The 19,155-nt window shown below is 45.9% G+C and carries 18 protein-coding genes and 1 riboswitch; of the genes, 4 read left to right on the top strand and 14 right to left on the bottom strand.

What is annotated here, in order from left to right; genetic code table 11:
* A partial coding sequence (locus E2K52_RS09095; RefSeq protein ID WP_151204826.1) for an acetate--CoA ligase occupies positions 1-1,290 on the bottom strand: 1,290 nt, incomplete at its 3' end.
* A 294-nt stretch (positions 1,291-1,584) separates the two neighbouring features.
* Here E2K52_RS09095 and E2K52_RS09090 point away from each other — a divergent pair.
* The gene (locus E2K52_RS09090) at positions 1,585-2,154 is read left to right on the top strand and encodes a DUF805 domain-containing protein (RefSeq protein ID WP_151204825.1); all 570 of its coding nucleotides are present in this window, start codon (positions 1,585-1,587) and stop codon (positions 2,152-2,154) included.
* A 108-nt stretch (positions 2,155-2,262) separates the two neighbouring features.
* On the top strand, positions 2,263-3,243 hold the full coding sequence (locus E2K52_RS09085) for a mechanosensitive ion channel family protein (RefSeq protein WP_151204824.1): 981 nt from the start codon (positions 2,263-2,265) through the stop codon (positions 3,241-3,243).
* On the opposite strand, the gene E2K52_RS09080 is transcribed toward E2K52_RS09085, so the two are convergent.
* From E2K52_RS09080 to prfB, 5 genes are all read right to left on the bottom strand, one after another.
* Positions 3,217-3,930 carry a 16S rRNA (uracil(1498)-N(3))-methyltransferase gene (locus E2K52_RS09080; RefSeq protein ID WP_151204823.1) on the bottom strand — a complete coding sequence of 238 codons (714 nt, stop codon included), beginning with the start codon at positions 3,928-3,930 and terminating at the stop codon, positions 3,217-3,219. The genes E2K52_RS09085 and E2K52_RS09080 overlap by 27 nt on opposite strands.
* Positions 3,931-4,326: 396 nt before the next feature.
* On the bottom strand, positions 4,327-5,607 hold the full coding sequence (locus E2K52_RS09075; protein ID WP_171478834.1) for a 3-deoxy-D-manno-octulosonic acid transferase: 1,281 nt from the start codon (positions 5,605-5,607) through the stop codon (positions 4,327-4,329).
* 81 nt (positions 5,608-5,688) lie between these two features.
* Positions 5,689-6,774 (bottom strand): alkene reductase, encoded by a 1,086-nt coding sequence (locus E2K52_RS09070; protein ID WP_151204821.1) that lies wholly within the window; start codon positions 6,772-6,774, stop codon positions 5,689-5,691.
* 20 nt (positions 6,775-6,794) lie between these two features.
* Positions 6,795-7,094, bottom strand: coding sequence for an ArsR/SmtB family transcription factor (locus E2K52_RS09065; RefSeq protein WP_151204820.1), 300 nt, complete (start codon positions 7,092-7,094; stop codon positions 6,795-6,797).
* A gap of 145 nt (positions 7,095-7,239) precedes the next feature.
* A protein-coding gene (prfB, locus tag E2K52_RS09060) for a peptide chain release factor 2 (RefSeq protein WP_151204819.1) occupies positions 7,240-8,335 on the bottom strand; the annotation gives its coding sequence in 2 pieces (ribosomal slippage) (positions 7,240-8,262 and positions 8,264-8,335; 1,095 coding nt in all).
* A 490-nt stretch (positions 8,336-8,825) separates the two neighbouring features.
* Between prfB and E2K52_RS09055 the strand changes: the two genes are divergently transcribed.
* Together E2K52_RS09055 and E2K52_RS09050 are read left to right on the top strand one after the other, a co-directional pair.
* On the top strand, positions 8,826-9,605 hold the full coding sequence (locus E2K52_RS09055) for a putative porin (RefSeq protein ID WP_151204818.1): 780 nt from the start codon (positions 8,826-8,828) through the stop codon (positions 9,603-9,605).
* Positions 9,606-9,775: 170 nt separating this feature from the next.
* On the top strand, positions 9,776-10,528 hold the full coding sequence (locus E2K52_RS09050) for a putative porin (RefSeq protein ID WP_151204817.1): 753 nt from the start codon (positions 9,776-9,778) through the stop codon (positions 10,526-10,528).
* 50 nt (positions 10,529-10,578) lie between these two features.
* Here E2K52_RS09050 and recJ read toward each other — a convergent pair whose 3' ends face one another.
* The 8 genes from recJ to E2K52_RS09010 form a co-directional block, all read right to left on the bottom strand.
* The gene (gene recJ / locus E2K52_RS09045; RefSeq protein ID WP_151204816.1) at positions 10,579-12,282 is read right to left on the bottom strand and encodes a single-stranded-DNA-specific exonuclease RecJ; all 1,704 of its coding nucleotides are present in this window, start codon (positions 12,280-12,282) and stop codon (positions 10,579-10,581) included.
* A gap of 2 nt (positions 12,283-12,284) precedes the next feature.
* The gene (gene pdxH, locus E2K52_RS09040; RefSeq protein ID WP_151204815.1) at positions 12,285-12,941 is read right to left on the bottom strand and encodes a pyridoxamine 5'-phosphate oxidase; all 657 of its coding nucleotides are present in this window, start codon (positions 12,939-12,941) and stop codon (positions 12,285-12,287) included.
* Positions 12,942-12,953: 12 nt separating this feature from the next.
* Positions 12,954-14,285 (bottom strand): phosphoglucosamine mutase, encoded by a 1,332-nt coding sequence (gene glmM, locus E2K52_RS09035; protein ID WP_151204814.1) that lies wholly within the window; start codon positions 14,283-14,285, stop codon positions 12,954-12,956.
* A gap of 128 nt (positions 14,286-14,413) precedes the next feature.
* Entirely contained in the window at positions 14,414-15,880 is a 1,467-nt protein-coding gene (guaB, locus tag E2K52_RS09030) for an IMP dehydrogenase (protein WP_151204813.1), read from the bottom strand.
* 229 nt (positions 15,881-16,109) lie between these two features.
* Positions 16,110-16,475 carry a YkgJ family cysteine cluster protein gene (locus E2K52_RS09025; protein WP_151204812.1) on the bottom strand — a complete coding sequence of 122 codons (366 nt, stop codon included), beginning with the start codon at positions 16,473-16,475 and terminating at the stop codon, positions 16,110-16,112.
* A 93-nt stretch (positions 16,476-16,568) separates the two neighbouring features.
* Entirely contained in the window at positions 16,569-17,366 is a 798-nt protein-coding gene (locus tag E2K52_RS09020) for an MBL fold metallo-hydrolase (RefSeq protein ID WP_151204811.1), read from the bottom strand.
* A 183-nt stretch (positions 17,367-17,549) separates the two neighbouring features.
* Positions 17,550-18,125: a TMEM165/GDT1 family protein gene (locus E2K52_RS09015; RefSeq protein WP_151204810.1), complete on the bottom strand. Its 576-nt coding sequence runs from the start codon at positions 18,123-18,125 to the stop codon at positions 17,550-17,552.
* Positions 18,126-18,212: 87 nt separating this feature from the next.
* Positions 18,213-18,339: riboswitch (yybP-ykoY riboswitch) on the bottom strand.
* Between the two features lie 75 nt (positions 18,340-18,414).
* On the bottom strand, positions 18,415-19,155 hold a 741-nt coding region (locus E2K52_RS09010), incomplete at its 5' end, for a 2-oxo acid dehydrogenase subunit E2 (protein ID WP_171478833.1).

Below are 19,155 nucleotides of genomic sequence, written 5' to 3'. Positions count from 1 at the left end.
CAGGTCAGTTGCGCCCGGCAATGGGGTAATCATAAACCCGCCTGTTTCGGTCTGCCACCAGGTATCAACCACCGGACAGCGGCTTTCGCCCACCACGGTATAATACCAGTTCCAGGCTTCCGGATTAATCGGTTCACCGACCGTTCCCAAAAGTCTTAAACTGCTTCGATCACTTTCCCGCACATAGGCATCTCCTTCACGCATCATGGCGCGGATAGCAGTCGGGGCCGTATAAAGCACGGTCACATTGTGCTTGTCGACAATATGTCCGGTACGCGCCCAGCTTGGATACTGAGGCACCCCTTCAAACATGACGGTTGTTGTACCGTTAGAAAGTGGGCCATAGAGCACATAGGAATGTCCGGTAATCCAGCCTACATCTGCCGTACACCAGAACACATCATCCTGTTTAATATCAAAAACTTCACGGAAGCTGCAATCCACATAGGTAAGATAGCCACCCGTGGTATGCATGACCCCTTTGGGCTTTCCGGTTGAACCGGAGGTATACAGAATAAAGAGTGGATCTTCTGCATTCATCGGCTCTGGCGGGCAGATATCATTCACCGCCATGATTTCCATGTGATACCAGAGATCACGCCCGGGCTGCAGCTCAATCGGGTTACCGGTACGATGCACCACAATCACATGCTGTACCGATTCAGTGCCACTCATTTCCAGGGCGGCATCCACATTGGCTTTCAGTAAGATTTGCTTACCACCCCGCATGCCCGAATCAGCAGTAATCACGATCTTGGCCTGACAGTCTTCAATCCGGCTGGCCAGTGAATCCGGTGAAAAGCCTCCAAAGACCACACAATGCACCGCACCAATCCGGGCACAGGCCAGCATGGCAATCGCAGCTTCAGACACCATTGGCATATATAGCACCACACGGTCACCTTTTTGGATCCCATTTTTTTTCAGTACATTGGCAAAACGGCAGGTCTCATCATGCAGCTCGGCAAAGGAAATTATCTTGTGGCGAGATGGATGATCGCCTTCCCAAATAATCGCCGGTTTATAAGGATGTTCTTTCAGATGGCGATCCAGACAGTTGGCACTGACATTCAGCTGGCCATCCGCAAACCATTCAATTTTAAAATTATCTTGGTCAAAACTGGTGTTTTTTACCTGGCTAAACGGTTTGATCCACTCCAAGCGCTTTGCCTGTTCGGTCCAGAATTCTTCTGGATGTTCAATGGATTTTTGATAACGTTCGAAATACTGCGTATCTGTGGTACGCGCGGTTTTTTTAAATTCTTCTGGTACTGGATAGATTTCTTTCATTATTCACGTCCTTGATTTTGCTCTATCTCATCACGAGAGGTTAATAGTATTGTATTCTTGATTATTTTTTGCGCATAAAGTCAGTAATAGCTGCTTATTTCAAATCCGACAATCATGCTTTCGTCGTAGAATACTTATTTAAATTCAATCATCATCATGCCAATTACAGTGATGCAAGTCTGAGTGAAGAAACTGTTCTTCAAAATAAAGCACTATTTACATCCTACTGCTTAAAAAAGAAATAAAATAGCGCTTCATCTCCAGATTTATCTTATTCAGATCAGGATCTTGCCCATGAAATCGTCAGCGTCTTCCCCTCCTCCTTTATCCGTAGCGGATCGTCCCTTATCTGTTCAGGGACGATTTGGACGTCTCAGCTTTATTGCCTGGTCCGCATTTCTTCATTTTATTTTTATCTTGAGCAGTCTTGCGCTAGGTTTAGGTATGGATATTGTGAACTTTATGTCTGTCTCGACAGATCCGTTCAACACATTTTCCCTGTACCGCCTCTCCAATCTGTTTGCGCTGCTGTTGCTGGGGCTATATATTTATTTTGCTGTGGTCATCACCATACGCCGTCTGCATGACCTGAATGGCAGTGGCTGGTGGACTTTATTATGTTTGCTACCTGGGGTGAATATATTGTTTGGGCTTTATCTGCTACTGGGTCCGGGCACTACAGGCAGTAACCAATATGGCCCGCAGCGCTTGAGTCTGGTCTGGGAAAAGATTTTAGCCTGGCTGATGATTATTTTTATGCTGCTTGGCCTGTTTGCTGTTATTGCCCTGTTTTTCTACCTCGGAAGTGGAGAGGCCAGCCAGATTCCTGCAGACGTCATGCAAAAAACCACAGAATATTTTTAAAGCAGATTCAGTGATATTTGTATATATTTCTGATTTTTTAACATGACAATAATTAATTTTCAGCTGAACATCAGGCAGAATACCCCAAAATGAATACATGGAATCTTTGTGGCTGAGCAACAACATACCTTAAATCAGGTGACGGAAGGCACCACAGAACTGTTACATCAGGCAACTGAAAAAACGGCCCAGACCGTGATTGAGCATACGGCCAAATATAATGATGCTTATGCGACCATCGACAAGATTATGGAGAGTTTCTGGGAGCGTGTGCCTTATTTTTGTATCGCGCTGGTGGTGATTGTCATTTTCTGGCTGTTGTCGAAAGTTTTCAAATTTTTCGTCCGCAAAACCTTGGAAAACCGCTCTTATACCCGACAAAATCTGGTTCTGGTCCTGAACCGGGTGGGCAGTACCTTTATTATTTTCTTTGGGATACTGATCGGGCTGGTAATTGCGGTTCCCGGCTTTACCCCCGGGCAGCTGCTGAGTGCACTCGGTGTCGGCTCGGTCGCCATCGGTTTTGCCTTCAAGGATATTTTCCAGAACCTGCTCTCGGGTGTACTGATTCTACTTGGTGAGCCATTCAAGATTGGCGATGATATTATCGTCAATGGGATGGAAGGGACGGTAGAAGATATTCAGATTCGTGCGACCTTTTTACGTTCGCCCGATGGCCGCCGTATCGTGATTCCCAATGCAACGGTGTATACCAGTGCTGTGACCGTCAATACCGCCTATACCCGGCGCCGCTGTGAATTTTCGGTCGGAATTGGTTATGAAGATGATGTTCAAAAGGCCAAAGATATTATTAACGCGATTCTGGATAAAGATCCGACCATCCTGAGCCAGCCTCGATTTAGCGTCAATGTCATTGCTCTGGCCGATTTCTCGATCACCCTGAAAGCGCTCTGGTGGGTCGATACGACCGAAACTGGAACCGGAACTTCAATCAGTACCGTACAGGAACGGGTCATTCAGGCCTTTGCCGAGCAGGATATTTCAATTCCTTATCCGGTACAGGAAGTCAAAATCTATCGCGGTGAAGGCAATGACGACGCCTCAGCTCGTGCCAAACAGCCGACCTAAAACATAGGGAATAGCCGTTTCAGTACGCAGAATCCGGTTGCCCAGGCTCACCGCCTGGCAGCCATTTTTAATCAGCAAATCCACCTCATACGGGATAAAGCCCCCTTCCGGCCCAATGATAACCGTGCAGGGATGCTGAATGGCAAATGGCATCGGCTGATCTGCATAAGGATGAGCCACCAAAGCCGGGCGCTCTATATCAATCAAGCCCGGCAAGACATCCTCCACAAAAGGCTTAAAGCGCTTATATAGCTCAATTTTTGGGGCAACCGTATCGCCGGCCTGCTCCAGCCCGAGTTCAATATAATGATCCAGCTGCTGTAAAAAAGGGCTTTGCCAATAGCTTTTATCAACGCGGTAACTGTGTAATAAAATAATTTTTTCCACCCCCATTGTCACTGCATCCATCACCAGACGGCGCAAAACCTTGGGGCGTGGCAAGGCCACAATCAGTGTCACTGGCAATTTTGCAGGAATCGCCTCTTCCTGAAGCGGCTTTAACAGAACCACTGTTTCAGAGATTTCGACAATTTCAGTTAAATAGCGTTTCCCTTCCCGTATTCCGACTTTGAGCGTATCGCCTCTCTGCACATCAAGATGTTGCCGCAAATGCTCCAACTGCCGTTTTGAGCGAATTGACCATAGTTCAGTTTCGGTTTGACGTGGATCAAGCAGGACGATATTCATAAAAAATCTAATTCAAAATAAAAGCTGAGCTTTAAAAAGTAAAATCACGGAAGGGATAAAAATCCTGCAAATCAGTATTAGATATCACAAGTAGATGATGGGGGTCGCCTGTTTCACGGTACTGCAGGGAGGCAATATCAATGCAATAAAGGATTTTTGTTACTTTTAGCTCGACCAAAGTATGCTAGTCACTTTAAAAAGTAAATATCCAGCTAAATCGAATCTGGCTTATTCTGGGACTGCCTGAAATAAAGCGCTATAGCGACTTATTGGCGTGTAGGCTTTCCCCATAGATTGGACAGCAAAAGTAGGCAAAACACTTTTATTAGGCTGATGATACTTCCCTGTATCCCTGCCATCTTGCTAAATCCAGTATCTGTTATTTATTAAGCTAAATTAAAGATACTGATCAACCACCTGAATATGTCTTTCAAGCGAACCCTGATTCTGCTGCAGTATTTTCTGTGCCTGGATATTCAAAGCCTTAGCTTTTTTCGAATCTTCAAGCAATTCAATCAACACATGAGCTGCCTGTTCGGCATCCTGCACCACTTTTACTGCATCCGCCTGTATAAACTCATCCACAATTGTCTGAAAATTAAAATAATTCCGACCTAAAATAGTGGCTACATTCAGTGCAACCGGTTCCAGAATATTATGCCCACCACCGGGCTCATTCAGAGAACCTCCCACATAACAGGCCTGACTCAAGGCATACCAAAGCCACATTTCGCCCATCGAATCCGCCAGATAGACCTGCGTATCGAGCTCGACCTGTTGCCCCAAGCTACGGCGCTGAGTGGTTAAACCCAGCGATTGCGCCGCCTCAAATACTTCATCAAAACGTTCCGGATGCCGCGGGACCACAATACATAACAGTTGAGGATTGGCTCCCAAAGCAGGCTTTAAGGCTGCAAGCAGCTGTTGCTCTTCCGGAGCATGGGTGCTGGCCAGTGTCATGATCTTCCGCCCTTGCAAAGCCCAATCCCGATTCATCTGCTGCGCCTGATCAAGAAAGACGGCGGGAGCAGAAATATCAAATTTGATATTCCCCAAAACCCGGGTTTTTTCGGCAGCCATACCCAAGCCGATATAACGCTGCTGGGTGGCGATGTCCTGAGCCAACAGACCGCTCAACTGCCTTAACATCCCCCGGGTCAATCCCCGGACTTTGGCATAGCCTTGAGCCGACTTTTCAGATAATCGGGCATTCAGCAATAAACACGGCACTTTAAAGTTCGGTGCCTGATCAAGCAAATTGGGCCAGAGTTCCGTTTCCATCAATAACAGCAGTTTAGGCTGATACAGCTGATAAAACTCGCGAATCAGGCGTTTCTGGTCTGCCGGTAAATACACCGCTTGGAATAATTCCAGATAAGGTGCTTTTAAAAATAAGGATTTGGCTCGCGCCTGTCCGGTCTTGGTGGTATTGGTAACCAGAATCGGGTGGCCAAGTTTCAAATAATGCTCGATTAGGGGCTGGGCTGCATTGGTTTCCCCTACAGAGACCACATGAAACCAGATCGTCTGTAAATTTTTCGGTGGTTGAAAAGGACCGAAACGTTCCAGCAGTTCTTGTTGTAATTGCTCAGGACTGGTCGCACGTTTGCGAATACGGGATCGATAAAGCGGTTTAACCAGAGATAAGGCTGCGTTATACCAAAAAGGAGTAGCCACACTGCCTCCCAATAGAGATTTAATCGGCAAAATATAACAGAGCCACATCGACATGTTAATCAATGTGACTCATTTTCCAGATTATGCCGTGGTGCTGAAGATTGCTGTTTCTGTCAAAGCAGGATAGTCAATATAACCTTCAGCGCTCTGGCTACCGATCATATTTTCAAAGTTCAGCTCATTGAGTGGTGCATTCTGAACCAGACGCTCATATAGATCAGGATTGGCAATATAAGCTTTCCCAAAAGAAACCGCATCTGCCTTGCCTGAAGCCAGCAGCTCCACCGCATCTTCCCGGTTTAGGCGCATATTGGCAATATAAGGTACCCCATTGGAGCGCTGTTTCATCTCTTGCGAAATACTGTCTTCAGCCAGATATTCACGGGTAAAGAAGAAAGCAATCTGACGCTGGCCCAGCTGCTCCATGACATAGCCAAATGTTTCACGTGGATCATCGTCACCCATATCGTGTTCATCACCGCGTGGTGCCAGATGTACCCCTACCCGATCTGCGCCCCACACCTCAATCAGCGCATCCATCACTTCCAGCAGGAAGCGTGCCCGGTTTTCAACTGAGCCGCCGTATTCATCTTCACGCTGGTTGGTCTTGCTTTGCAGAAACTGGTCAATCAAATAACCATTCGCGGCATGTAATTCTACCCCATCAAAACCGGCTGCTTTGGCACGAATCGCTGCCTGCCGATATTGTTCAGTAATTGCATGAATTTCTGAAATTTCCAGTGGACGCGGCAGTACATAAGGACGTTTTGGGCGCAGCAAACTGACATGACCTGCCTGCTGGATAGCACTGGCAGAGACTGGTGTTGCCCCATTTAATAAGTCTGGATGAGACACACGCCCGACATGCCAAAGCTGGGCAATGATTAAACCGCCTTTGTCATGAACTGCCTGAGTAACCCGTTTCCAGCCTTCCACCTGAGCATCATTAAAGAGTCCGGGTGTATTTAAATAGCCATTGGCCTCTTCAGAAATCACCGTGGCTTCAGAAATAATCAGACCTGCGCTGGCGCGCTGTGCATAGTACTCTGCCATCATGGGCGTTGGAACACGATCATCACTTGCACGACTCCGGGTAAGGGGCGCCATGACAACACGGTTCTTAAGTGTTAACGCACCCAGCGTTATCGGAGAATTTAATTCAGCCATCGTTACTCCCACCTGCTTGATTAGAGGTGTTGTTGTATATATTCGATAAACTGCTGAATTAAAGTTTCATTACGCGAAAAATACGACCATTGCCCATGCTTGGTTGCAGAAATCAGGCCTGCCTGTTGCAGCACGGACAAATGATTGGACATGGTGGACTGTGACACCTGGCCTAAACGCTCAATCTGGCCTGCACAGACCCCGCGTTGAAAATAATCACACTCTTCCGCAGGCAGATATTGCTCGGGTGATTTTAACCACTCCAGAATCTGCCGACGGGTCGGATTGGCCAGGGCTTTAAAAATTAGATCAAAATCCATAAGCACATCACTATCTGGGGCGCAACCAAACTTTATTCAGCATCTATCCCATTATATCGAATTTTTTCGATTTATATATCGAAGAACATAGATATAATAGTTATAGCCTGTAAAAGTCTGATTACACTCGCTTTTCAATCGTATCTTAGAGACCCTGTTTCAGACTCGCTTCGATAAACTTGTCCAGATCACCATCCAGTACAGCCCCCGTATTCGAGGTTTCTACACCGGTACGTAAATCCTTGATGCGCGAATCATCGAGTACATAAGAGCGGATCTGGCTGCCCCAGCCAATATCTGACTTGGAATCTTCCAGTGCCTGCGCAGCTTCATTACGCTTGCTCATTTCCAGCTCATAAAGTTTGGCACGGAGCTGTTTCCAGGCATGATCACGGTTGGCGTGTTGGGAACGCTGGTTCTGACACGCCACTACAATTCCGGTTGGCATATGAGTCAAACGTACCGCAGAGTCGGTCTTGTTAATATGCTGACCACCTGCACCCGATGCACGATAGGTATCGGTACGTACATCTGAGGGATTAATATCAATTTCGATATTGTCATCAACTTCCGGAGAGACAAATACCGCAGAGAATGAAGTATGACGACGATTACCAGAGTCAAATGGGGATTTACGTACCAGACGATGCACACCCGACTCGGTACGTAACCAGCCATAGGCATACTCGCCTTCCACACGAATGGTGGCAGATTTAATTCCCGCCACATCTCCGTCAGACTCTTCCATCAATTCTGCTTTAAAGCCATGACGTTCAATCCAGCGCAGGTACATACGCAGCAAAATCGACGCCCAGTCCTGAGCTTCTGTACCGCCTGAACCGGCCTGAATCTCGACATAGCACGGATTTGGATCCATCGGGTTATTGAACATCCGACGGAACTCAAGCTTGGCCAGCCCCTCTTCAGCAGCATCCAGCTCGGCCTGTACATCTTCAAGCATTGCTTCTTCATCGGCCTCAACAGCAAGATCCAGCATGGCTTGAGCATCTTCAAGCTGGATGGCCAGATCATCCAGTACATTTAAGACGTTCTCAAGTTCGCCTTTTTCTTTGGCCATGGCCTGAGCGCGATTCTGGTCATTCCAGATCGCCGGGTCTTCTAATTCACGCAGGACCTCTTCTAAACGCTCTTTTTTCAGATCGTAGTCAAAGATACCCCCGTAGTGTTTGACCACGTTCGTTCAAATTTTTTAATTGGTTTAGATACGGATTAATTTCCACGCGAATTACTCTCAGTCAAAATTAGGCATAAAATTTTTAGTTTATTATTATATCACACTCTTTTTAGGCAATTGAGCCAGCTCTTCGCCCAAGCTCTTGAAGATGGACAGGTTTTATTCTGAATTGATCTTGCTGTTAAATTTGGTTTATTTTTCACAAAAATAAAACTCACTGTCTTGCAAAATATAGAGTCAAAAAGCTGCTTATCTGCTCCTCAACCGATTCAATTTCAATATCAAAGCCCCACCCCAAACTGGATAAAAAATCAGCATTTTTAATACCTTCCACAATATCCACACAATTTTAATAAAACAAAACAATTAATTTTTATTTTTTATATTCAAATACTTATTAAAATATACTTACACAAGATTACATTAATCACATTATGGTAACTTTCATAAGATTGACGATTGTTCGAATTGCTCTAGACTGAAAGTTGTAACAAAAGATTATTAAATTAAGCCCTAATTCAGAGGGGAGTATCCGCATGAAAAAACTAGCAATCACTTCAGCACTACTTTCAGTATTCGCAATCACTGGTACAGCGGCTCATGCTTATCAGGTAGAAATTGGTGCATCAGCAGGACTTATTGATCCTGATCATGGTGGCTCAAGCGGCTCTTTCGGTGTTGATGGTACCTATTACTTTAATCCGGTCCAAACACGTAATGCACCCTTAGCCGAAGCGGCTTTCCTTGATCGTGCCAGTAACGTCAGCGCTCAATATCAATATGATGAAGTGGGTGATTCTGAAGCGCATCGTTATGGCGTAGGAGCAGAATATTTTGTACCGAATTCAGACTTCTACCTGAGCGGTAACATCAATGGACATGATCTTCAAGACAACGATGATTTGGATAATGATTTAACCACTTATGCTGCAGAAGTCGGTTATCTACCAGCACCGGGCCTATTGATTGCCGCGGGTCTAAAAGGCTGGGACAATGATGATGATGACGGCGTAGATCCAACATTACGTGCAAAATATGTCACTACGCTTAGCAATGGTAAAGATATTAATCTAGAAGCGGGTGCAGCTTTTGGTGATCTGGATGAATACAATCTGGCAGCAGATTACTTTATTGATAAAACCATGAGCGTGGGTGTTGATTATCAGAATAATGATCTAATGGATCAAAATGAATTTGGTATCAATGCGCGTAAGTTCATTAGCCAGCAAGTCAGCCTAGAAGGTCGAGTGGGCTTTGGTGAAGCAGGAAATAATGACTACAACAAATTTGGTGTAGCAGCGAAATACCGCTTCTAAGCTAAACCCTAATCCAGTTTTTATAAAAAACCCATCCTCGGATGGGTTTTTTGCGTTTCCAGACCGTATTTAGATCTTTTTGGTACATTGACTGAGCATCTATTATCTGTACAATTCGTTACAACTGTTCATCAAACAGTCATATTTTTATAACAAAGAGAGAAATCTAAATGCTTAAGAAACTTACTCTTGCTACAGCACTTATTGCTAGCCTAGGAACCGCTCACGCTTATCAAGCTGAAGTGGGGGGTACTATTGCTCTTGTTGATCCAGATAATGGAGATACTTCTACTGGTTTTGCAATTGATGGGACTTACTACTTCAATCCAGTTCAAGTTAAAAATTCGCCTCTTAATGAAGCAGCATTTTTAAATCGTGCAAGCAATATCAATGCAGCAGTTTCTTATATTGATTACGATTTATTTGATGTCACTACATTTAATGTAGGTGTTGAATATTTTGTTCCAAATTCAGATTTTTATGTAAGTGGTAACATTGGTCAATCATCTACTGATACGCCAATTGGTGATTATGATACAACTCTGTACTCAGCAGAACTAGGTTATTTACCTGTTCCTGGTCTATTGGTTGCGGTTGGCTTGGCAGGTTATGACAATGATGCAGGCGATGATGTCGATCCAACTTTACGTGCAAAATACGTAACACAAGTGGGTCAATACGATATGAACTTTGAAGGTGGCGCAAGCTTCGGTGATCTAGATGCGTATAACCTAGGCGCGGACTTATACCTCGACAAAACTTTCAGTGTTGGTCTAGGATTCTCTGATTCTGACCTAGAAAATAGTGATGTATTTACTATTCGTGCGAAGAAATTCTTTACTCAACAAGTTAGTCTAGAAGGTTCAATTGATTTTGCTGATGAAGGCAATATCTTTGGCGTACGTGGTGCATACCGCTTCTAATCACTGCGATTAAAAGCAAAAAAACCGCTCATTGGAGCGGTTTTTTAATTTTATTGCTCTAAGTGCAGAATCCGCATTTGCAGACTGATATTACCATTAAAGATATTTTTATCCAGTTCGTACACCAAACGCACTTGATCTTGCATCGGATCAAAACAGTATTTATCAGCAGCACTAAAGGCAATCGCATCGACCACCTGACCATTGTTCAACGCCACACGCAGTTTTAAATGTATATCCTTGAGCCAGCGATAATCCAGGATCTTAAAGACCCCTTCAAATACTGGTGGTGGAAATTTTTGTCCCCAAGGAGAAATCGTCTCCAGCAGTTCAACCGTTTGCAGATGGAAGTCAGCCGATGCCAACTCACCATCTGTCCAGAGTATCGCCGTAAACAGGCTTTCATCCTGACTGGCAATCAACTGTTCAAAGACCTGTTTAAATTCAGCAAAATGCTGCTTTTGAATCGTCAGACCTGCCGCAGCGGCATGACCACCGAAATGGCTGACCAGATGCGGATACTGTTCAGCCACCCGTTCAATCATGTCGCGGATATGAATACCTTCAATCGAGCGTGCTGAACCCTTGATATGAATGCCGTCATCATCGGCAGCAAACACGATACTTGGCCTGTGGAACTGCTCTTTTAAACGGCCTGCCACAATTCCAATCACGCCCTGATGCCAGTGTTCTTCAAACATGATTAAGGCTGCAGGCAGTTCGGTTGCATCTAGCTGAATTTTTTCCAGCTCAACCAGCGCTTCCTGCTTAATTTTGCCTTCTACCTGACGCCGTTCCAGATTGAGCTGATTCAACTGCTCCGCCAAAGGATAGGCCCTCGCGAAATCAGATGCGATAAGACATTCTATTCCGATGTCCATGGTTTCCATACGACCTGCGGCATTAATCCGCGGTCCCAGCACAAAGCCCAGATCCTGTGCTTTTAAAGTTGCTGCATCGCGGCCAGAGATTTCGAGCAAGGCACTGATTCCCGGGCGACACAGCTGCTGTTGAATACGCTTCAGGCCGGCATCAATTAAAATCCGGTTGTTATAGTCTAAGTTTGCCACATCGGCATAGGTGCCCAGCGCAACCAGATCCAGATAATGGGTAATAACAGTAGAAGATTTACCTGACTTCTTGCGCTGGGTAGAAAGATTGGCCAGCACATAAAATGCCACCCCCACCCCTGCCAGCGCCTTACTCGGAAAATTACAGCCCAACTGGTTGGGATTAACCACAGCTTCTGCAGGCGGCGTCGGCTTGGTCGTTAAATGGTGATCGGTAATGATGACCTGCATGCCATGCGCTTGGGCCTGCTTCACTCCCGCATGGCTAGAAATGCCGTTATCTACGGTAATCAGTAAATCCGGTGTGAATTTGGCAAAGGCCAGATCTGCAATCGCCGGAGTCAGACCATAGCCATACTTGAAACGATCCGGCACCAGATAATGCACATCCGCGCCCATATCACGTAGCGCCAGCACCATAAGAGCAGTACTGGTTGCGCCATCGGCATCATAATCACCAACAATTACAATCTTCTGCCCGGTATCAATGGCCCGGTCTATTATTTGGATCGCTTCAGGCAAGCCTTGCATGGTCGGAGCCAGCAGGTGCTTTAGTTTTAGTTCGAGCTCCTGTTCAGACGCTACACCCCGACGTGCCAGAATATTAGCCAGAAAAGACGGTACGCCCTGAAAATTTTCAGGACGTGCCAGAAATGGACGTTGTTTGATTTCAAGTTTTGACATGATCAAGGCATTAAACGCTGTAAAGTCCAGCCTTCCTCGGTTTGAGTATAACTGAGGCGGTCATGCAAACGGTTGGGCCGGCCCTGCCAGAACTCATAATAATCGGGTTGCACACGATATCCGCCCCAAAATGCCGGTTTATCCAGCTGTTCCTGATTTGCCAGCTGATCGTGCAGATCCCAGAAACGTTGCTGTAATGTTTCCCGGTTGGCAATCGCGCCACTTTGCGGCGTACTGACGTGCGCAGCGATCTGACTATCACGCGGACGTTTATGATAATAATCCGTAGATTCTTCTTCGGGAATTTTCAACACACGGCCAGAAATTCGAACCTGACGCTCCTGCTCCTGCCAGTAAAACAATAATTCGGCATACGGATTTTCTGCCAGATCTAGGCCTTTTTGACTGTCATAATTGGTATAGAAATCATAACCAGCCTCAGTTGCACCACGTAGCAACACCGTACGCACATGAGGACGACCCTGTACACTTGCCGTAGCAAGCGACATCGCATAGGGTTCATGCAAATGCGCTTCCAGAGCGTGGTTGAACCATTGCAAAAACTGTAGATGTGGATTTGGATTGACGAGGTCTTCGTGCAATTCACCTTTTTGATAATTCAGACGCAGTTCACTGAGATCTTTGATCACATCAGTCATATCATCACCTTGTTAAGCTGCATGCTGACGTACAGCATCTGCCAGCGAATGAGCCAAAGTATTTACTTCTTCCAGGTTCTCGCCTTCGACCATCACCCGGATCACAGGTTCTGTACCGGATTTACGAATCAGCAAGCGTCCACGGCCTTTCAGCTGTTCTTCAGCTTTGGCAAATTCAGCGGCCAGTTCAGGGACCGCATAGGGGTCGAACATCGCCTGTAAACGCACATTGACCAGGACATTTGGCAACAGTTGAAAATCAGCCACCAGTTCATGCAAGGCTTTTTTCTGCTCGACCATGACGGTCAGAACTTGCAAGGCAGCAATAATGGCATCGCCTGTGGTGCTCTTGTCCAGAGTCAGAATATGGCCTGAAGGTTCGCCTCCAATAGACCAGCCATTTTCTTCCAGACCTTGCAGGACATAACGGTCCCCGACCTTGGCCCGCAAGAATGGAATATTGGCTTTTTCCAGAGCCAGTTCCAGCGCCATATTGCTCATGAGTGTACCCACGATCCCGGCCGGTTTTTTCGATGCCTGAGTCGCCAGGATATACAGAATATGGTCACCATCAATCAAGTTGCCTTGCTGATCCACCAGTATGACTCGGTCAGCGTCACCATCAAAGGCAATGCCCAGATCAGCCTGATGATCCACGACTGCTTTTTGCAGGCTTTCAGGATGGGTAGAACCACAATCTGCATTAATATTCAGACCAGTGGGCGTGTTGTGGATCGCAATCACACTTGCACCCAGCTCACGGAACACTGCTGGTCCAACGTTGTAAGCCGCGCCATTGGCGCAATCTACCACTATCTTTAGTTCATTCAGATGCAGATGGTAAGGAAAAGTCGATTTACAGAATTCGATATAACGGCCATTGGCATCTTTGACCCGTACACTTTTACCCAGGTTGGCGTTATCTTCAATTGCCAGCTCTTTTTCAAGCTCCTGATTAATTTCATCCTGTAGGCAATCGGGCAGTTTTTTCCCCTCGCCCGAGAAGAATTTAATACCGTTATCAAAATAGGGATTATGCGATGCGGAAATCACAATCCCCAAACTTGCGTGCAGGGCACGAGTCAGATGGGCAATGGCAGGGGTTGGCAAAGGTCCGAGCAAATGTACGTAGACCCCAGCAGCATTTAGACCGGCTTGTAGTGCTGACTCCAGAATATAACCAGACAAACGTGTATCTTTACCTAGGACCACCAATGGTTTGTTTTTTTGGCTGTAGCGCTTTAATACTTTCCCTGCCGCAAAGCCCAGTTTCAGGGCGAACTCAGGAGTAATAGGCAATTCACCAAATTTTCCGCGAATACCATCGGTACCAAAATAACTCATGTTTTGTCTCACTTCTTATCTTAGCGGGTGATTTACATCATCCTTTTTTCATTCTGCAACACTGTACACCAAAACAAAAAAGCCGTCATGAATATGACGGCTTTTTTAGCAACCACCCTGCAGGAAAATTAACCTACACGGTAGTTTGGTGCTTCTTTGGTAATTGTCACATCATGCACATGCGACTCAGACATGCCGGCAGACGTAATTTTCACAAACTTCGCATTTTGACGCAGGTCTTCAATTGTTTCTGAACCGGTATAACCCATTGAAGAACGCAGACCGCCCATCATCTGATGTACGATATTGCCCATTGGGCCTTTATAAGGTACACGGCCTTCAATGCCTTCTGGTACCAGTTTCTCAGCCCCGGCTTTAGCATCCTGAAAATAACGGTCAGCAGAACCTGTTGCACCCGCCATTGCACCCAGTGAGCCCATACCACGGTATGCCTTGTAATAACGGCCCTGGAAGAATTCAACTTCGCCAGGAGCTTCTTCAGTACCCGCCATCAATGAACCGACCATGATCGTACTTGCACCCGCACCAATCGCTTTGGCCATATCACCAGAGAAACGGATGCCGCCATCTGCAATCAATGGAATCTGATCTTTCAAGGCACTCGCCACAGAATCAATCGCAGAGATTTGTGGCATACCAATACCCGCAACGATACGTGTAGTACAGATTGAACCTGGGCCAATACCGACCTTCACAGCATCCGCACCCGCATCCAGAAGGGCAAGTGCCGCATCACCTGTTGCGATGTTACCGCCAATGACCTGAACTTGTGGATAGTTGGCTTTCACCCAGCGTACACGCTCAATTACACCTGCAGAGTGACCATGCGCCGTATCTACTACAATCACATCAACGCCAGCTTCAATCAGGGCTTCCACACGGCTTGGTGTTTCAATCCCCGTACCCACTGCGGCACCGACACGTAAGTGACCCAGATCATCTTTACAGCTATTCGGATAAAGCTCGGCTTTACGGAAATCTGTAACGGTAATCAGGCCTTTTAATTCCTGCTGCTCGTTTACCACCAGGACTTTTTCAATACGATGCTGTTGTAGTAAAGCCTGAATATTTTCTTTAGACTCACCTTCTCGAACCGTAACCAGACGATCCTGACCCGTCATAATATTGCTGACAGGCTGTTCAAGATTCGTCTCAAAGCGTGTATCACGACCTGTAACGATCCCGACCACTTTGCCATTTTTAACAACAGGCACACCACTGATGTTATTCGCCTGAGTCAGGGCAATCAGCTCACGTACTGTCGTTTCAGGGGTAACTGTAATCGGGTCTTTCACCATGCCTGCTTCGAATTTCTTCACACGGCGTACTTCGGCTGCTTGTACAGCAATATCCATATTCTTGTGCAGAATACCGATACCACCATTCTGCGCCATAGCAATGGCCATACGTGACTCAGTCACCGTATCCATAGCTGCAGACACAAGAGGAATATTCAGGTTAATGCCGCGAGTCAGGCGTGTCTTTAGAGAGACATCTTTTGGGAGTACAGTAGAGTAGGCAGGGAGTAATAGGACATCATCGAAGGTTAACGCGTCTTGAACGATGGTCAACATAACAGTCTCACTGGTAATTTCCGTGCGCTATTATAAACAAATCTTGCCCTAAATTTCATTGTAATTGCGAAATTTATTCGTCTCAATCTGTACTTATTTTTAATTATCTGACAAAAATATTCAATTTTATTGTTTAATCAATGGGTTAATTATTATTCACCACCTCCATACTGGCTTGAATTTTAAAATCAGCAGGACCTGAATCCTGCTTTTTCAGTTGGCCGCTGTATTAGCCAACGCGCTCGAAACTGTCGTCATTTTCCGCTTCATCTGCCCCAATCTGGATAAAGGGAATCATATGGTGTGCCAGACGGGCCTTATTGCACTGGGCATCAGCAACTTGCACTTCCCTGCAGGAAGAACTGCGCAGCTCATACATGCCACAGCTGACCTGCTCACCCACCGTGCCTTCAAGGGCAATGCAGCGCGGATTATTCTGATTGGTTCCAGCCATACAGGAATATACTGCGGTCACCGGTTCTGTGTAGTGCTCCGGCATCGGAATCCCCTCTGCCCAATAAAAAGAAACCCGGAAATAAGCGCAACATGCGCCGCAGCTCAGACATGCATCCTGTGTTGGAACTTGAGATAACATTTCGTATAAATTCTCGTCATGAATTTTTTTTGTGAAGAGAAAATATAAAAAATGTTGTTTTTCTACTCAAGAAAAATTTTGTATTTTCTTGCCCTATTCAGGACAGGTAAATACAGTCTCGTCCATCAGGTCCGTGCCGCATTCCAGAGTTTCAATCCAGTCCAAGAACTGTTTGATCTGCTCTTTTCCAACAAATGGTGTGCCATGCTGCGGTACGATCATTTCCACATCCATCTTGCGCACCATATTCACCCACAAACGGATGATCTTGTTATTACACATATAGCGCTGATGGAAAGCTTTCATCTTTGGAATATGCGCGGCGAAATTTTCCAGCGGCCGAGATGCATCCTCCACCATCGAGGCCCCCATATCTCCCGAGAATAAAATTTTTGCGATCGGGTCATAGAACTGGAAATTTCCAACCGAATGCAAGAAATGTGCAGGAATAGCCACGATCTTCGACTGACCAAGCGTAATCACCTGACCATGATCTGGCAGTTCTACCAGACGATCCAGCCAGTTGCCTTTCATTCGCTCACTCATAAAGGCCGAGTTCAGATGTGGTAAAAAGCGCGCCCAAAGCTTAGAGGCCACCACTTTGGCATCGGTATATACCAGCCAGCGCGGCATGGAGGTAATAATATCCGGGTCCTGGTGCGAAGCCATCACATAATCCAGATTGGTCAAACGGGTGTATTTGTTCAGCTCCATGGTCAGCGGCACATAAGTTAAATCACCGCCTGGATCCAGCACGGCAGCGCGCTCATTGTCCAAAATCAAAAATTGATTGGCCTGGACACCTTCGCCTTTAACAAGACTGGTAAAACTAATACATTTATGTATCCCATTATCAAACAAGACTTGCGATGTGGTGCGCTCGAAGGCCATTCATAATCCCCAATTTTAAAATTTAAAATTACTTTTTCTTAACTCGTATAACATATAAGGAATAAGTTAAACTTACAATCAAAAAAACTCGACAGATCACTTTATTTATCAATATTTTGAGATAAATTTGGCAATAAAAAATCCTGAGTTTTCAGCTCAGGATTCATACAATTTTTGTTGGGCCTAGAAAAAATAATGCTGGACCAGTGTGCCCACCCCGATAACCAGAAAAATCGCCGCGCCAATTTTATGAATCAATTCAATTGGTAATTTATGTGCCAGCTTGTCTCCAATAAAGACAGCCGGTGCATTGGCCAGCATCATGCCTAAAGTAGTGCCTAGCATGACCCAGAAAACGCTATCGAAACGTGCTGCCAATGCAACAGTCGCAATCTGGGTTTTATCTCCAATTTCTGCCAGAAAAAATAAAACAAAAGTTGCCCCAAAAACGCCAAATTTTTGCCATTTATTGATACTGTCGTTTTCATCTCCCAACTCATCGGGAATAAGCATCCAGACAGCCATCGCAATAAAGCCGATCGAAACAATCCATAACAGGATTTCAGGTCCGATGATTGTGGTGACCCATTGCCCCAGCACAGCAGACAGGCCGTGATTAATGAGGGTCGCCAATAAAATGGCAAGCAGGATGGGAGCGGGTTTTCGAAAACGTGCAGCAAGAAGTAGTGCAAGCAGCTGGGTCTTATCGCCCATTTCGGCCAAGGCAACAATAACAGTCGAAAGCAGGAATTCGTACATGTGATTTTTCTCTGGCTGGCATGTTTTACCGATGACTTACCGCTCCTGCCAGCCAAAATGTGCAGAGGGTAAATCAAAGGTCTTGCCAACAAAAGAAGCTTAGAAAAGCTGATTTGGTGTTTTGCTATGATGACCATGCCCGTTTTAGGACAAATATGTTGACCATCACCCTTTGAACTTGCGTCAAAGGCGGCTACTCCCCAATGAAGTGCTGTGATTATAAGCAAGAACTGGCTGTTTTACAAATTAAAAACCCTGCCGAAGCAGGGTTAGTGTTTTAAGCTATGTTCTAGAGTAATAGAGTACGAATATCTTTTAACAATTTGGCCAGCTTATGGGTAAAACGGGCGGCATCTGCACCATTAATCACACGGTGATCATAGGATAATGACAACGGTAACATCAGGCGTGGATCAAAACCTTCTCCGTTCCAGACCGGCTGCATGGTAGCTGGAGAAATCCCCAGAATAGCCACCTGCGGCCAGTTGACTAATGGTGTGAATGCCGTACCTCCAATTGAGCCCAGACTGGTAATGGTAAAGTTTGCCCCTTGCAAGTCTTTTGGAGACAGCTTCATGTCACGGGCTTTCTGACTCAGCTCACCAAGCTCGACTGCAATCTGCTTAATGGATTTCTGCTCCGGATGACGCAGCACAGGTACAGTCAAGCCCTCAGGGGTGGCGACCGCAATCCCCATATGAATTTCGTTACGCAGCAATATCGATTTGCCATCATCTGACAGGTGAGCTGCAAACTCGCGCTCTTCTTGTAGCAGGTGTGCTACTGCCTTGATGATGAATGCCATAATAGTCAGGCTTAAACCTTCTTTCTTAAAGTTGCCTTTCAGTTCATTACGCCATGCTTCAAGTTCAGTAATGTCAGCCAAGTCGAACTGCGTCACTTGCGGAATATAATTGTTGAGTGACAACTGTGGAATAGATACTTGCTGTAAACGCGTCAGCGCCTTCTCTTCTACCCCGCCGAAAGCATCAAAGCTTGGCAGCTTTGGCAAGCCAGACGCCACGGCAGC

Origin of the sequence: Acinetobacter sp. RF14B (assembly GCF_006864105.1) — a bacterium.
GTDB classification, from domain to species: Bacteria; Pseudomonadota; Gammaproteobacteria; order Pseudomonadales; family Moraxellaceae; genus Acinetobacter; species Acinetobacter lwoffii_C.
The sequence above is the reverse complement of the archived record's forward strand: the minus strand, read 5'-3'. Positions and strand labels throughout refer to the sequence as shown.

What these genes read in the sequence shown, in the direction of transcription:
- E2K52_RS09020 (WP_151204811.1), bottom strand. Translation starts at nt 17,366, where the DNA reads ATGGCCTTCGAGCGCACCACATCGCAAGTCTTGTTTGATAATGGGATA.
- E2K52_RS09090 (WP_151204825.1), top strand. Translation starts at nt 1,585, where the DNA reads ATGAAATCGTCAGCGTCTTCCCCTCCTCCTTTATCCGTAGCGGATCGT.
- recJ (WP_151204816.1), bottom strand. Translation starts at nt 12,282, where the DNA reads ATGTCAAAACTTGAAATCAAACAACGTCCATTTCTGGCACGTCCTGAA.
- pdxH (WP_151204815.1), bottom strand. Translation starts at nt 12,941, where the DNA reads ATGACTGATGTGATCAAAGATCTCAGTGAACTGCGTCTGAATTATCAA.
- glmM (WP_151204814.1), bottom strand. Translation starts at nt 14,285, where the DNA reads ATGAGTTATTTTGGTACCGATGGTATTCGCGGAAAATTTGGTGAATTG.
- E2K52_RS09055 (WP_151204818.1), top strand. Translation starts at nt 8,826, where the DNA reads ATGAAAAAACTAGCAATCACTTCAGCACTACTTTCAGTATTCGCAATC.
- E2K52_RS09050 (WP_151204817.1), top strand. Translation starts at nt 9,776, where the DNA reads ATGCTTAAGAAACTTACTCTTGCTACAGCACTTATTGCTAGCCTAGGA.
- E2K52_RS09065 (WP_151204820.1), bottom strand. Translation starts at nt 7,094, where the DNA reads ATGGATTTTGATCTAATTTTTAAAGCCCTGGCCAATCCGACCCGTCGG.
- E2K52_RS09015 (WP_151204810.1), bottom strand. Translation starts at nt 18,125, where the DNA reads ATGTACGAATTCCTGCTTTCGACTGTTATTGTTGCCTTGGCCGAAATG.
- E2K52_RS09025 (WP_151204812.1), bottom strand. Translation starts at nt 16,475, where the DNA reads ATGTTATCTCAAGTTCCAACACAGGATGCATGTCTGAGCTGCGGCGCA.
- E2K52_RS09070 (WP_151204821.1), bottom strand. Translation starts at nt 6,774, where the DNA reads ATGGCTGAATTAAATTCTCCGATAACGCTGGGTGCGTTAACACTTAAG.
- E2K52_RS09080 (WP_151204823.1), bottom strand. Translation starts at nt 3,930, where the DNA reads ATGAATATCGTCCTGCTTGATCCACGTCAAACCGAAACTGAACTATGG.
- guaB (WP_151204813.1), bottom strand. Translation starts at nt 15,880, where the DNA reads ATGTTGACCATCGTTCAAGACGCGTTAACCTTCGATGATGTCCTATTA.